Below are 14,449 nucleotides of genomic sequence, written 5' to 3'. Positions count from 1 at the left end.
AAATCAATCTCTAACCTGAACCTCAACCATCTCCCTCACAGCCTCAGCTATTCCTTCAGGATCAAAGCCACACTCTCTATGCAACTCAATTTGCTCTCCGTGTTCTACGACTCTATCTGGAATACCTAATCTCTTCACTTGAGCTGAGTAGCCATTATCAGTCATCCATTCTACTACTGCTGAACCAAATCCGCCCATCAACGCTCCATCTTCGACTGTGATCACTTTCTTGAATTTTCCGAAGATTTCATGAAGTAGCTCTCCATCCAGAGGTTTCACAAAACGCATGTCGTAGTGAGCAGGGCTCAAGCCTTCCTTTTCCAAAGATTCAAAAGCTTCCACCGCATAGTTACCAATATGTCCAATGGTTAGAATGGCAACTTCTTCTCCTTCTTTTACGATTCTTCCCTGACCAATTGGAATATTCCGCATTGGTGTTCTCCACTCAGGCATGACACCTTGGCCTCTTGGGTATCTGATAGAAAAAGGTCCTTGGTATGTTGTTGCGGTAAACATCAGGTTTCTGAGTTCTTCTTCATTCATCGGAGCAGAGATTACCATATTGGGAATACATCTGAACGAAGGTATATCATATGCACCATGGTGCGTTGGGCCATCTGCTCCAGCAAACCCAGCTCTATCCAAGCAAAGAACTACCTGAAGATTTTGTAGCGCAACATCATGAACAACCTGATCATAGGCTCTCTGCATAAATGTGCTATAGATGTTGCAAAAAGGAATCAAACCCTGTGTAGCCAATCCTGCTGAAAAAGTAACTGCATGTTGTTCTGCAATACCTACATCAAATGCCCTGTCAGGCATCTCATTCATCATAATATTCATGGATGAACCAGAAGGCATAGCAGGTGTCACACCCATTATTTTATCATTTTCCTTGGCCAATTCTACCAAAGTATGACCAAATACATCTTGGTATTTTGGTGCTTGTGGCGCTGTTGGTTTCTTTTTATATATTTCTCCAGTTACTTTATCAAAAAGTCCCGGTGCATGCCATGTAGTTTTATTGCCATTTTCCGCAGGGGCATATCCTTTTCCTTTTACAGTGACACAATGTAAAATTTTCGGTCCAGGGATATTTTTCAAATCTGAAAGCACCTCCACCAAATGATTTACATCATGACCATCTACTGGGCCAAAATACCTGAGGTTTAGGGATTCAAATAAATTGCTTTGTTTTAATACAGTTGCTTTGATAGCTCCTTCAACCTTGGAAATTACTTCTTGTGCCGATGTTCCAAATTTGCTGAACTTGCCTAGAAGGTTCCAAACTTCGTCTTTTACCTTGTTATATGTATGCGAAGTAGTGATGTCAGTCAAATAATCCTTTAATGCACCAACATTCGGATCTATAGACATGCAATTATCATTGAGAATGATAATCAGATTTGTGTCCGAGACACCAGCATGGTTCATCGCTTCGAAAGCCATCCCGCCTGTCATCGACCCGTCACCAATGACTGCTACATGCTGCTTTAATTTGTCTCCTTTGTATTTGGAAGCCATGGCCATACCCAGAGCCGCAGAAATGGAAGTGCTTGAATGGCCAACTCCAAAAGTATCGTATTCACTTTCATTTCTTTTAGGAAATCCAGATATACCCCCATAAATCCGGTTGGTGTGGAATTGGTTTTTTCGTCCAGTGAGGATTTTATGTCCGTATGCCTGATGACCAACATCCCAGACCAATTGATCTTCAGGTGTGTTCAAGACAAAATGTAACGCTACAGTCAGCTCTACTACACCCAAGCTCGCCCCAAAGTGACCTCCATAAATGGACACATTGTCTACGATGAACTGACGAAGTTCATCACTGATTTGTATAAGTTGGTCTTTGGAAAATTTTTTCAGATCGGCTGGGGAATCGATCTGCGCGAGTAATTTACCTGGGTTAATAATCATCAGCGATTTTTTTGTCTTTATAAAAATTATAAACTCTCTTAACTGGCCTATTGTTTTGTACTTGTCAAGATTCAAGCCAAAGCGATCCATAGAAAAGCTTTTGTCTTGACAGGGTTTAATTTAGCATTAATTTAGATATCTTTGAATGCTATTGTGCTGCAAAATTAAGATAAAATAAATAGTATCCAGTGAGTTTCGAAATCAAATTACCACTTTTCGAAGGACCGTTCGATTTGATGCTCTTCTTTATAGAGAGAGATGAGTTGGATATCTATGATATTCCCATATTCAAGATCACAAATGATTTCCTTGATTATCTTCATCATTTGGAGAAAATGGAGATAGAAGTTGCCAGCGAATTTATTCTCTTTGCAGCTACGTTGATGAAAATCAAGTCAAAAATGCTGATTCCAAGACCAGAAATCAATGAACTTGGAGAAGAAGTGGATCCAAGAGAGGAACTGATCAGACACTTGTTGGAATATAAAAAGTATAAATCTGTTATTGGCGATCTATCTACTCTGGAGGTCAATCAGTTGGCAAAAGAGAAAAGAGGAAATATTGTGGCTGAGTTGAAGCAATTATCCAAAGTGGACGATGTAGAAGCGGAGATGCAAGATTTGGATTTATATAAACTATTGAAGGTTTATCAGAAGGTGATGGCTAAATTTTCTTCAAGAGTAGATGAAACAAAGCACACGGTGATTCAGTATCCTTATTCTATCGAACAGCAGAAAAACTTTGTGATGGATAAAATTAGTTTCAGGGATAAGGTTCCTTTTACAGAATTTATAAACTACAAACCAGATAAAATTTTTGTGATCTATACTTTCTTAGCCATCTTGGAACTTCTCCAACTTTCTGTGGTTACCATAAAGATTGGGGAAGGGTTTAATAATTTTTGGGTAGAAAAAACAGAGCCGGTATCTTTGGCTTAGTGTATGAAGTTAGACAACAAGAAGATTTTTGAAACGCTTAATCCAAATAAGGTTTGGGTTCCTGTCATTATTGGCTTAGGAATCGTATTCCTGATGTTTTATTTGGATCCAAGCGTCAATGCCAAAACCTTAAGGGGTGTCTTTGATGCATCTTTCGTCGCGATTTTGATAGCAATATTGGTAATCTTATTTAGAGATCTTGGATATATCTATAGAATAAGAGCCATTACAGATAAAGAGCTCACATGGAAACGAGCAATCTATGTGATTATCCTTTGGGAGTTTGCTTCTGCAGTGACTCCTTCCGTCGTGGGAGGGACAGCTGTTGCGATTTTTATTCTCAACAAAGAAGGCATCAAATTGGGAAAAGCCATAGCTTATGTAATGGTCACAGCAATATTGGACAATTTGTTTTTTGTCATTGGAGCTCCTATAATCTTGTTTTTTGCCCAAGGAAATATTTTTCCTGCAAGTAGGGTAATGGAAATGAAGCTTGGAAGAAGCCTTGAAATACTTTTCTGGACAAGCTATGGTCTTTATGCGGTGTATTCTATTGTAATGGCAGCAGCCTTGTTTTACAGACCCAGGGTTTTCAAATGGGTTTTACTAAAAATTTATTCCATCAAATGGCTATTGAAGTGGAAGCGCTCCGCAAATGAATATGGCAATCAGATCATAGATGCATCAAAAGAGCTAAAAGGGAAAAACTGGAAGTATTGGCTACCAATTATAGCAGTGACGATCTTTATATGGAGTTCCAGGTACTTGATGCTAAATGCACTGGTGGCAGCTTACGAAACTTTAAGTATAAGCGAACATGTGATTGTATTTGCCAGACAAGTGATCATGTGGATTGTGATGATGATCTCTCCGACCCCTGGAAGTAGTGGTACGGCTGAGTTTTTCTTTGCCCAATTCTTTACTGAGTTTTTGTCGGGATATACTTTTGTGACAAGTATCTTATGGAGAATGCTTTCTTACTATCCTTATTTGATTCTGGGAGCGATTTTCCTTCCTAGGTGGATCAAGTATGTATATTTCAAAAAGAGAGAACTTTAATTTAACTTTCTTAATCAATTCCATGATTCAGGCAATCACTACCAATCAAATCAGAAAAATAGTAGGGGATCAAATGATTTCTAACTTCGAAGCTGTATTGATTCAGCATGTCATTATTGATTCGAGATCAATGGTTCAGGCTGAGCAAACACTTTTTGTAGCCTTGATAGGGGCAAAGTTTGATGGGCACGATTTTATTCCTGAGCTCTATGAATTGGGTGTGAAGTGTTTTTTGGTAAAAAAAGGCTACAAAGAACCAAATGGCTTATCAGGAAAATTGGACTTGATTTTTGCAGAAGACACTAGGGTTGGTTTACAGCTTTTGGCAACTTTCGAAAGGGATCTATTTCAATCTCCAGTCATTTCAATTACTGGGAGTAATGGGAAAACAATCATCAAAGAGTGGCTAGGCCAGGTACTGGCCCAAAAATATGCAGTTGCCAAAAGCCCAAAAAGCTACAATAGTCAAGTTGGAGTCCCACTTTCAGTTTTTGGAATTTCTCCATATCATCAGGTAGCCATTTTAGAAGCAGGAATTTCGAAGGTAGGGGAAATGGAAATCCTCCAAAAAATAATCAAACCTGATATCGGGATTTTCACCAACATCGGAACAGCTCACGAAGATGGCTTTTCTTCAATCGCTGAAAAATTGAGGGAAAAGGCTTTGCTCTTTGAGGACTCCAAATATGTAATCTATCGAAAAGAACATGATCAGATTTCAGAATACTTAGAGTCAGCTTTTGAAGGCGAAAATTTGATTTCTTGGTCCGATCAGCCAGGTGCAGATTATACTTTGACGATCAAAAAAGACGCTGAAAAAACCAAAATCCTTTTGATCAAACCTGATATGGGAATGTTTACTTTTCAGGTACCTTTTTCAGATGTAGCATCATTGGAAAATATCCGACATGTGATAATTGCTTCACTTACGCTTGGAATGCAAGCCAAAGATATCCAAGCAGGGATCAATCATCTCAAAGCCGTGGATATGCGCCTGACGCTCAAGTCAGGTTACAATGAAACTTTGATCATTGATGATACTTACAACAATGATTTGGCAGGATTGCGGCTTGCCTTGGACTTTATGGCTGCACAAAGGCCAAAAAACAGAAAAGTGGTATTTCTTTCTGACTTTATGCAGGTCGGGCAGCCTGGCGAAGTTTATCAAGAGGTAGCCCAATTGCTAAAGCATTATGGAATTGATTTGTTAATTGGTGTTGGAGAGACAATTCAGGTTTTGGAAGGAGAGTTGCCATGCCAAACCTTGTTTTATCAAAATACGGAAGATTTACTGGCAGAGCTTCAAGAGGATCATTTTGACAATGACCTGATCTTGGTCACCGGAGCGAGGATCTATGGATTTGAGCGTATAGTGAATAAACTACAACAAAGAATTCACGGAACTACACTTGAGATCAACCTCAATGCCTTGACCCACAATTATAATTTCTATAAAACCAAAGTCCTTCCCCAAACCAAAATCATGGTCATGGTAAAAGCCTTTGCTTATGGGGGTGGAGCGACCGAAATCGCCAATCACTTGCAGCAGCTGCGAGCAGATTATCTGGCTGTAGCATACACTGACGAAGGGGTTGCATTGAGAGAAGAGGGGATCACTTTACCGGTTATGGTTCTGAATCCAGCACAGGAATCTTTTCATTTGCTTAAGAAGCATGATTTGGAGCCGGTCGTTTATAGTCCGCTTTTTTACAGACAACTCGGGAAATACTGTAGAACCCATCAATTCTCGATGAAAATACACCTTGATTTGGATACTGGTATGCATCGTTTGGGTTTTGACCAACAGCAGTTGGGGGAATTGAAGGAATTGGTGGAAATGTTTCCTGAATTGATTGTAACAAGTTTGTACACCCATTTGGTAGGTGCAGATGAGGCTGTGCATGAAGATTTTTCTTTGCAGCAGCTAGAACTTTTCTCCCAAATGTGCGAGCTAGTTTCTGAATACTTAGACCACAAACCATTGCGCCATGCACTCAATTCCGCTGGAATCATCAGATACCCAGACTACCAATTTGATATGGTAAGATTGGGAATCGGATTGTATGGAGTTGAAGTGAATGGGATTTTTGACCAAAAGCTAAGACCAATATCTTCGCTCAAAACCACAATATCCCAAATCAAGCATTTAGGAGCTGGCGAAAGTGTAGGCTACAGTCGCAAAGGCCAAATGGGAAAAAATGGAAAAATCGCAACGATAGCTATCGGATATGCGGATGGTTATGATCGGAGATTTAGCAATGGAAAAGGATTTGTCTTGATTCACGGAAAGAAGGCTCCAATCATTGGCAATGTCTGTATGGATATGTGTATGGTAGATGTATCAGAAATCGACACAAAAGAAGGCGATGAAGTCTTGATCTATGGTCCCGGCATCTCCCTCAAAGAATTGGCTACCAATATCGGCACTATTCCTTACGAGTTGCTCACCAATATCAGTAGTCGGGTCAAGAGAGTGTATTATTTGGATTAGAATTTTAGATTTTAGAGGGTAGATTTTAGATTTGGCGGATAAGATATAAGACACTTGATTCAAGATTTGAGACGTGATTAACATGCTCTGAAATGCCTGTCCTAAACATTTGAAGGCATATGATTGAATATAAGCTAAATAGAAGAATTTTAAAAAATTAAGTTAAGTGATTCAAGGGGATAAAAGGTTCAAAAATCAGAAAATTTTTACGATAAGATTGTATATGCCGTAGGCATGGCTGAAACAATAGCCAAGTAATTTATTGCTGGGATCAAAAATTGATTGTCATTTGAAACAGTTCCCGAGGCACGGACGATAAAAAAATGGTTGTAATCCCTCTTGCTAGTAACCAGATTTAATTTCAAAAGCATCTCAGAAATTTTCGTATTCTTTTTCTCAAGAAAAGTTATTCAGATCATCCAACTTTTTTCATTCTCAAAAGAATAACAAACTCAGACAAAACTGTCAGTCCACCGATGGTCAAAATTGACATTTCTATTCCGAAGGTTTCTGCGATGGTACCAGTAAGAATCGCTCTTATAGCAAACCCAACTTCTGCAATCTGTGGCAAAACACTTCGCTCCAAACCAAGCATCCTACCTACAAAAAAAAGCATTGATGATATCCAAGAGGGTGAATTGCTTCTAATTTTCATTGAGTCTTAATTTTAACTTGTTTAAAGGATTCAAAAATTCATCCATTATGGTGAGGATTTTTTGCTAGTATTTTATGGACCTCTCGTCACATTTGCATTAAGCGGAATCAAGAAGATCAAAGAAGATGTTAATTTATCCAAAGAAATATATGATTTTTTAAAAGTGTAGTTTATCTTAGGAGGAGGTTTAGTTAAGTGATTGGTGGGACTTCAATTTTGCTACCTTGAAAAAGTAATGTTGGAACTGAATCGTTATCAGTATTTATCCAAATATTATAAACTATCATTTTATGAAAAAATTGATTTTCGCAATATCCATTGCTTTATTGGCTTCTTGTGGCGGAAGGGATGTAGAAACTTCCGGTAATTCCTACGATGACATTCAAATATCCATGGATACTGTAGTCGTGGATTCTAAAGATGAAATCCTGATGGCTGCCACCAGTTCATATGCCCAGACCTACAATTCTGATAAAAGCAGGATGATTTTTTGGGATGGCAAGTCGTCCAATTTGGAAATTGTAGATTTAGAGAAACTTGAATTGCTTGAGAAAAAACTCTTAGAGAAGGAAGGTCCAAATGGGGTAGGGAAAAGCGATTATCAACAATCAATGCTCATCAATGACAATTTAATTGCATTTTTTGATTGGAATTTAATTACACTTGCTGATTTTGATGGAAATGTGCAGCAAAGGATCAAATTGGACGAAGAATGGATGAAAGAAGGCTTAGATGAATCGGAATTTTTGAGTTTGAGAGGGTTTTCTGATGATGGCAAGTTGATGTATTGCAGTATTACAAATTTCTCAAAATTAAACCCCAATATTTTACAAATAGATTTGGAAAATAAGGATACCAAGTTGATTGAATTGCCAGAGTTTGATAAAAGGGAAAACTTCAGAGTAACAATGACATTTGAAGGTGGAGGAATATCAATGCACCATCCAAATTTAGAAATGGAGAAAAATTACGATAAAGTTATTTTTTGGACCAATGCCCTCAACAATATTTATGTTTATGATCCCCAAACAGATTCTTTGAAGTTTGAAATGATTACCAACAGTATCTTTCCAAATGAAAAAATGGGGAAGTATAATAATGAAGTATCTTCCGAGGAAGCATTTAGCAATGAAATGGCAAAAATCAATCAGGAAATAAGTTTTTCAAATCTTTTTTGGGATGAAAAGAACCACGTTTACTATAGATTTGCCTATCAGCAACTTCCAAAAATCGCTGATGAGGATATCAAGTACAAGACATTTTTAAGTATTATCGATGAAAATTATCAAGTCGTAGGCGAAAAAGAAACTACTGATATATTTAAGTCAACCCCTTCTGCGAAGTTTGTAAAAGACGGCCAAATATACTGTTACTTGAATATCGATGACGAATTGGGATTTGTTAGATTGAAGATTCATTGATTATCTAAAACACGAAAACCTTTCGTTTTATATTGATAATCAATTAGGTAACAGGATTAGCTGGAAGAAACATAAAAGGTTTTTTATTACAGTACACCAACCGATTAGAGCAACATGTTTCGGGTTTTATGGATTACAAAAAAATTGAATTATATGAAAAACCTACTTACTATCATCATTTTAATTTTTTTGGCTTCTTGTAGTGAAAGGAAAGAGACAACCTACGGAAACTCCTACGATGACATTCAATTATCCATGGATACTGTTGTTGTAGATTCCAAGGATGAGATCTTGATGGCTACGACGAGTTTTCCGACTTTTCCAACAAACGCTGATCCGAGTAAAGCTTACTTTTGGCATGGTAGATCTGCGAATTTGGAAATTATAGATTTGGATAAACTTGAACTAATTGAAAAGATAGGATTTGAAAAAGAAGGGCCAAATGGTGTTGGCCAAAATATGTATCAAGGATTTATGATTGGCGATAGTCTACTTGCATTGGGTAATTGGAACCAAGTGACATTAGTTGATATGAAAGGAAATGTACAACAAAGGATCAAATTGAATGAAGACTGGATAAAGGAGGGTTTGGATGAATTGAGCTCTTTGTCAGTACTTGGTTTTTCGGATGATGGGGATTTGATGTATTGTGGAATCACTAATTTTTCAAGGTTGAACTCCAATATAGTGAAAGTGGACTTGAAAAATAAAACTACCCAATTGATCGAGTTGCCGGAGTATGACAAAAGGGAAAATTTCCGGATTACACATAAGGAAGAAATAGAAGGGGGAACTTCCATGTCTATGATTTCTCCAAGTCTTGAGTTAGGAAAAAATTACGACAAAATCATTTTTTGGTCTGACGCATTCAATAATGTCTATGTTTATGATTCAGAGACTGATTCTCTAAAATTTGAAATGATTACAAGCAAACTTACTGCCAACGAAAAAATGGGGACCTACAAAAATGATGTTACTTCCCATGAAGCGATGACCGAAGAAATGGATAAAATCTACCTTGAAGTAAGTTTTTCGAAGCTCTTGTGGGATGATAAAAACAATGTCTATTACAGATTTTCATCCTATAACTTACCCAAGATAGCTGACGAGAAGACAAAGGGGAAAATTTTTCTCAGCATCATCAAAGAAAACTTTGAAATAATGGCAGAAAAGGAAGTATCAGATGTTTTTCAAACAGTACCCTCAGCTCAATTTGTTAAAGATGGTTTGATCTATTGTTTTCTTAACGTGGATGATGAATTGGGATATGTACGTATAAAAATCAATTGACATTTATGATATGAAACAATTTATTTTACCAATATTCGTTTTACTACTTTTTTCCTGCGGTGAAAGCAGAGAAAATCAATCAGCAGGAGACTACTCTGAAATTTCCATCAGCATGGATACTGTCGTCGTTGATTCTGGTGATGAGATCCTGATGGCGGCTACCAGTTCCAATGGTCAGTTTGTCAACCTTGATAAGACACTTTTGTATTTTTGGGATGTCCAATCTTCCAATCTTGAGGTGATAGACCTCAGTGCTTTGAAGCTCATTGAAAAAAAGCCATTTGAAAGAGACGGGCCAAACAGTGTAGGTCAATATCCCTACAAGACTTTTATTGTCAAAGAAGACCAAATTGGTTTCATGGAGTGGGGGCAGCTTAATATAGCGGATATTGATGGAAATGTCCTTCAAAGGATCAAGCTAAACGATGATTGGTTGAGGGACAAAATAGATGAGAAAGAGTCTCTGTCTATAATTGGCTTTTCTGAATCTGGAGATATTATGTATTGTGGGATACAAGATTTTTTTTCTGATCTGAATTCGGATATTGTCCATATTGATTTGGCAAATCAAACCAGCAAATTGATCGCGCTGCCTGAGTATCAAAAACGTGAAAATTTCAGGGTAACCTTTAAAAATGAGTCTGGAGGATTTATGGAAATTTATGCAAGTGAACCAAATCTTGAATTGACACATCATAAAGGGAAAGTTATTTTTTGGTCTGATGCCTTCAATGCTATCTACGAATATGATCCCAAAAATGATAGCTTGACATACCATAGGATTACCAATACACTTTTTGCCAATGAAAAATCAGGGACTTATACGAATGATGTTTCCTCTAGTGAAGAAAGGACAGAAATGGAAACCAAATTGAATGAAGAAGTCAAGTTTACGGAGCTTTTTTGGGATGAAAAAAACGAAGTGTTTTACAGATTTTGTTCTTACAAGTTACCCCGAATAGCTGATGAAAAGTTAAAATCTAAAGTATTTATCAGTATTATCAATGAGAAGTTTGAAGTGATCGGAGAAAGGGAAATCACAGAAATCATCAATTCAGAACCAACAGCCAAATTTGTAAAAGACGGTCAAATTTACAGTTACTTAAATATAGACGATGAATTGGGTTTTGTAAGGATGAAAATCAATTAAAATTCAATGATGTGGACTAGTTAAATCAATTATAGAACTTAAACACCTAATCTCTATTCTTATGAAAAATCTGTTTACTTTAATTGCTTTATTATTTTTAATCTCTTGTGGAGGCAAATTAGACACTAGCAAAGATATTCAAATCAACAGCAACCTAACCTATTCCTTCGACACGGTCATGGTGGACTCAGGGGATGAGTTCTTGTATTTGAATAATCGGCTTTTTACTTCCGGAATTTCTTCTGATAATAAGTACTTATTCAATTGGAATAGAGAGGCGAATAATCTTGAGAAAATCGACCTGAATGAACTGAAATTGCTCAACAAAATCAAATTTGAGCAGGAAGGTCCAAATGGAGTCGGAGCTTTCGCTTTTGATTTTGCCTTAACAGAGGATGACAATTGTCTCTTTTGGTCTTCCAAAAAAGGAGTGTGGGATCAAGAAGGCAACCTTCTTCGCGAATTGCCAATAGACAAGTTATTGGAAAATACCGAGCATACCGAAGAAGTGATGCTATCAAGACTTGTACAAATCCCCAATGAGTCTGATAAATATCTTACGCTGCATAGAAAATGGAAGTCTCTTGATTTTTATTTCCTGATTTTTGATTTTTCTGATGACAGTTTCAGAAAGATAGAATTGCCGGAATTGCAGAAGCTGTCTGAATTCGAAATCACTATGCTGTATGAAGGGCAATGGATGGGGAGCTTCAATGCAGGAACCATGCAATCCATTTATGATGATAAAGCCATCTTGGGGTTAAATTCATTCAATCAAGCTTATATCTATGATATGAGACTGGATTCACTCTATTTCAAAACATGGGAAGGCCCATTGGTTGGAAGTAAACAAACTGCACAGCTTCCAAAAGAAGTACCAGCTGAAGGGAAAGAGCGAGCCGAAGCGATGCGAAAAGCGAATGAAGAAATTAATTACGGTGCTTTTATTTGGGACGATGAAAACAAAAAATATTACAGGTTTTCTCTCAAAACTATCTATAGTGAAGAATTGACGGAATTTGAAACCTATAAAGTTAGCGGAGCTGATGTTTTCTTAAGCATATTTGATAATGACTTCAACTTGATAGCAGAATCAAAAATCCCTGAAATCCAGAATAGACCTGCCAAACACTTTATCAAAGACGGAAAAATCTGGCTTTTTGAAAATATAGATGATGAATTGGCTTTTGTGAGAATGACGATCAAATGATTTATACTAAATCTCAGATGAGGTATTTGTTAATACCAATCAGCATCGTCTTATTTCTCTCTTGTGCAGAAAGAAAAGAAAAGGAATATGCTATACAGACTGAGCTGAAATATTCCATTGATACTGTCCTGGTAGATTCTGGGGACGAGTATTTGCATCTGAATGATAGACTTTTAATTTCAGATCTTTCTAGTGATGGAAAATACCTGTACAATTGGAATCGCAATGCTTTTTCACTTGAGAAAATTGACCTTGACGAGCTTCAGTTAGTGGATAATATCAAGTATGAAAAAGAAGGACCTGATGGTGTGGGTTCATTTGTAAGACACGTTGCTTGCAGTCCAGAAGGCAAAACCATATTTTGGTCTTATGAAAAAAAGGGGATTTGGGATCAGCAAGGTAAGCTTTTTCGTAATTTATCTATCAATAGTATTCTGAAAGATGCAGATTTTCCTGAAGACTTTGAGTTGTTTCAAATAACCCAATTCCCAAATGAGCAGGATAAGTTTCTGACATTATACGATGAATGGGATACCAACACAATAAATCTCCTGATTTTTGATTTTTCCGATGCCAGTTTCAAAAAGATAGATCTCCCAGAAATAAATAAATCCACTGAATTTTATTCGGAGATTTTATTTAATGGTTCCAAGGTTGGGCGCTTAAATAAAGATGTAGAATATACAGTCGATCAGAATAAGACAATCATTGTATCAAACGCTTATAATTATGCTTATATCTATGATATGATCACGGATTCTTTATCATTTAAGGCATGGGATGGCCCATTGGTTGGAGACAAAAAGAAGTTTCAGTATCCAAAAGAAGTTGATTATGAAAAACTGTGGGAGACTGCTAGACTATCAGAAGAGGATATGAACTTTGGTGTTTTTAATTGGGATGAAAAAAATAAGCGGTATTATCGTTTTGCTGTTAAAACTATTTTTGGAGAAGAGAAGTACGACTATGGGGCATACAAACCAATTGATGCGGAAGTTTTTCTCAGCATTTATGATGAAGATCTTAACCTCATAGCAGAATCAAAAATCCCTGAAATTCAGAATAAACCTTCCAAACACTTTGTCAAAGATGGTAAGATCTGGCTTTATGAAAATATAGACGATGAATTGGGATTTGTGAGGATATCCATAAACTAAAATAAGATGAAAAAATTAATAATTGGAATGATTTCAGGCTTGGTTCTAACATCAGCTTGTTCAACTGAGAAAAGTGAGTCTTCAGAGAATTTTGAATTTAACCTCACCCAGGATACGGTGGTGGTGGATGCTGGTGATGGTATCATCAACCTTCAATATGGTTTGTCTTCTCCTGAGCTTTCTTCAGACAACAAATACTTATTTCACTATAATCATAATCAAGCTAAGTTTGATAAAATCAACTTAGAGCAATTGAAATTGGAAGAACCCCTTCAGTTTGAAAAGGAAGGTCCAAATGGCATGGGAACGTATATTGGTGGTTATTCACTGACATCCAAAGACCAAATCTTGTTATGGTCATACGGACTCAATGCAGTTTTTGACCAATCTGGAGAAAAACTGAAAGATTTCAAACTTGACCAAATTGCCGAAGAAGAAATCAATGGCTCTGGATCTTTCCCAATGAGGTTGATAGAGCATCCCCAAAACTCAAATACCATATTTGGACTTTATGTAAAATGGGAAGATTATGAATATTTTTTGCTAAAGTTTGACCTGGAAAGTGAAACATTTGAAAGAATAGCTTTACCTGAAACAGTTAAGCTTAATGAATTTAGAATGGAAATTGAGGTTGACGGCAATCCCGCAGGTGGTTTTGGACCTCCACCAGTAGCTACAGTAGCAGATAATAAAATAATTATGACTAACAGTGGATTCAATGAAGCCTATGTCTATGATTTGATTTTGGATTCTCTTTATTTGGTATCTTGGAACAGTACTTTGACTGGAAACAAAAATGAAGCGAAGTTGCCCAAAAAAGTAGAAATGCAAGAAGCAGATGAATACAGGAAGCAGTTTTATGAATCCATCAACTTTATGCCTATTTCTTGGGATCCAATCTCTCAGCAATACATTAGGTTGTCTAGTAAAAGTAGATTTGGAGAAGAGTTGGACCAATATGGAAATACAAAAGAACTTGATTCAGAGGTGTTTTTGACAGTTTTAGATAAAAACTTGAAAATAGTCAAAGAAACAAAATTGGAGAGTTACACCAAGCAGCCACCAAGACATTTCTTTCTCGACAATACCATTTGGCTTTATGAAAATATAGACGATGAATTGGGATTTGTAAGGATAAAGCTAAATTGATAACTTATG

Annotated in this window: 11 protein-coding genes; 9 read left to right on the top strand and 2 right to left on the bottom strand. The window is 36.9% G+C overall.

Annotated elements, in window-relative coordinates; all coding sequences use genetic code 11:
• Positions 1-3 precede the first annotated feature (3 nt).
• Positions 4-1,920: a 1-deoxy-D-xylulose-5-phosphate synthase gene (dxs, locus tag MM236_RS07580; RefSeq protein ID WP_241274355.1), complete on the bottom strand. Its 1,917-nt coding sequence runs from the start codon at positions 1,918-1,920 to the stop codon at positions 4-6.
• Positions 1,921-2,108: 188 nt separating this feature from the next.
• On the opposite strand from dxs, the gene MM236_RS07575 reads away from it, so the two are divergent.
• Genes MM236_RS07575 through MM236_RS07565 form a run of 3 tightly spaced genes read left to right on the top strand, consistent with a single transcriptional unit; the run spans position 2,109 to position 6,408 of the window.
• On the top strand, positions 2,109-2,858 hold the full coding sequence (locus MM236_RS07575) for a segregation and condensation protein A (RefSeq protein ID WP_241274354.1): 750 nt from the start codon (positions 2,109-2,111) through the stop codon (positions 2,856-2,858).
• Between the two features lie 3 nt (positions 2,859-2,861).
• Positions 2,862-3,917, top strand: coding sequence for a lysylphosphatidylglycerol synthase transmembrane domain-containing protein (locus MM236_RS07570; RefSeq protein ID WP_241274353.1), 1,056 nt, complete (start codon positions 2,862-2,864; stop codon positions 3,915-3,917).
• Positions 3,918-3,939: 22 nt separating this feature from the next.
• Complete coding sequence (locus tag MM236_RS07565; protein ID WP_241274352.1) at positions 3,940-6,408, top strand: bifunctional UDP-N-acetylmuramoyl-tripeptide:D-alanyl-D-alanine ligase/alanine racemase; 2,469 nt, start codon at positions 3,940-3,942, stop codon at positions 6,406-6,408.
• A 415-nt stretch (positions 6,409-6,823) separates the two neighbouring features.
• Here MM236_RS07565 and MM236_RS07560 read toward each other — a convergent pair whose 3' ends face one another.
• A complete protein-coding gene (locus tag MM236_RS07560; RefSeq protein ID WP_241274351.1) occupies positions 6,824-7,063 on the bottom strand; it encodes a hypothetical protein in 240 nt (79 codons plus the stop codon).
• A gap of 290 nt (positions 7,064-7,353) precedes the next feature.
• Between MM236_RS07560 and MM236_RS07555 the strand changes: the two genes are divergently transcribed.
• The 6 genes from MM236_RS07555 (at position 7,354) to MM236_RS07530 (ending at position 14,440) form a co-directional block, all read left to right on the top strand.
• Positions 7,354-8,484, top strand: coding sequence for a DUF4221 family protein (locus tag MM236_RS07555; protein WP_241274350.1), 1,131 nt, complete (start codon positions 7,354-7,356; stop codon positions 8,482-8,484).
• Positions 8,485-8,637: 153 nt separating this feature from the next.
• A complete protein-coding gene (locus MM236_RS07550) occupies positions 8,638-9,774 on the top strand; it encodes a DUF4221 family protein (protein WP_241274349.1) in 1,137 nt (378 codons plus the stop codon).
• Between the two features lie 10 nt (positions 9,775-9,784).
• On the top strand, positions 9,785-10,924 hold the full coding sequence (locus MM236_RS07545; RefSeq protein ID WP_241274348.1) for a DUF4221 family protein: 1,140 nt from the start codon (positions 9,785-9,787) through the stop codon (positions 10,922-10,924).
• 61 nt (positions 10,925-10,985) lie between these two features.
• A complete protein-coding gene (locus MM236_RS07540; RefSeq protein WP_241274347.1) occupies positions 10,986-12,134 on the top strand; it encodes a DUF4221 family protein in 1,149 nt (382 codons plus the stop codon).
• Positions 12,135-12,151: 17 nt separating this feature from the next.
• Positions 12,152-13,291: a DUF4221 family protein gene (locus tag MM236_RS07535; RefSeq protein WP_241274346.1), complete on the top strand. Its 1,140-nt coding sequence runs from the start codon at positions 12,152-12,154 to the stop codon at positions 13,289-13,291.
• A 6-nt stretch (positions 13,292-13,297) separates the two neighbouring features.
• Positions 13,298-14,440, top strand: coding sequence for a DUF4221 family protein (locus MM236_RS07530; protein WP_241274345.1), 1,143 nt, complete (start codon positions 13,298-13,300; stop codon positions 14,438-14,440).
• The last annotated feature ends 9 nt before the right edge of the window (positions 14,441-14,449 follow it).

It is taken from the genome of Belliella calami, from assembly GCF_022549695.1.
In the GTDB taxonomy this organism is placed as follows: Bacteria; Bacteroidota; Bacteroidia; order Cytophagales; family Cyclobacteriaceae; genus Belliella; species Belliella calami.
The sequence above is the reverse complement of the archived record's forward strand: the minus strand, read 5'-3'. Positions and strand labels throughout refer to the sequence as shown.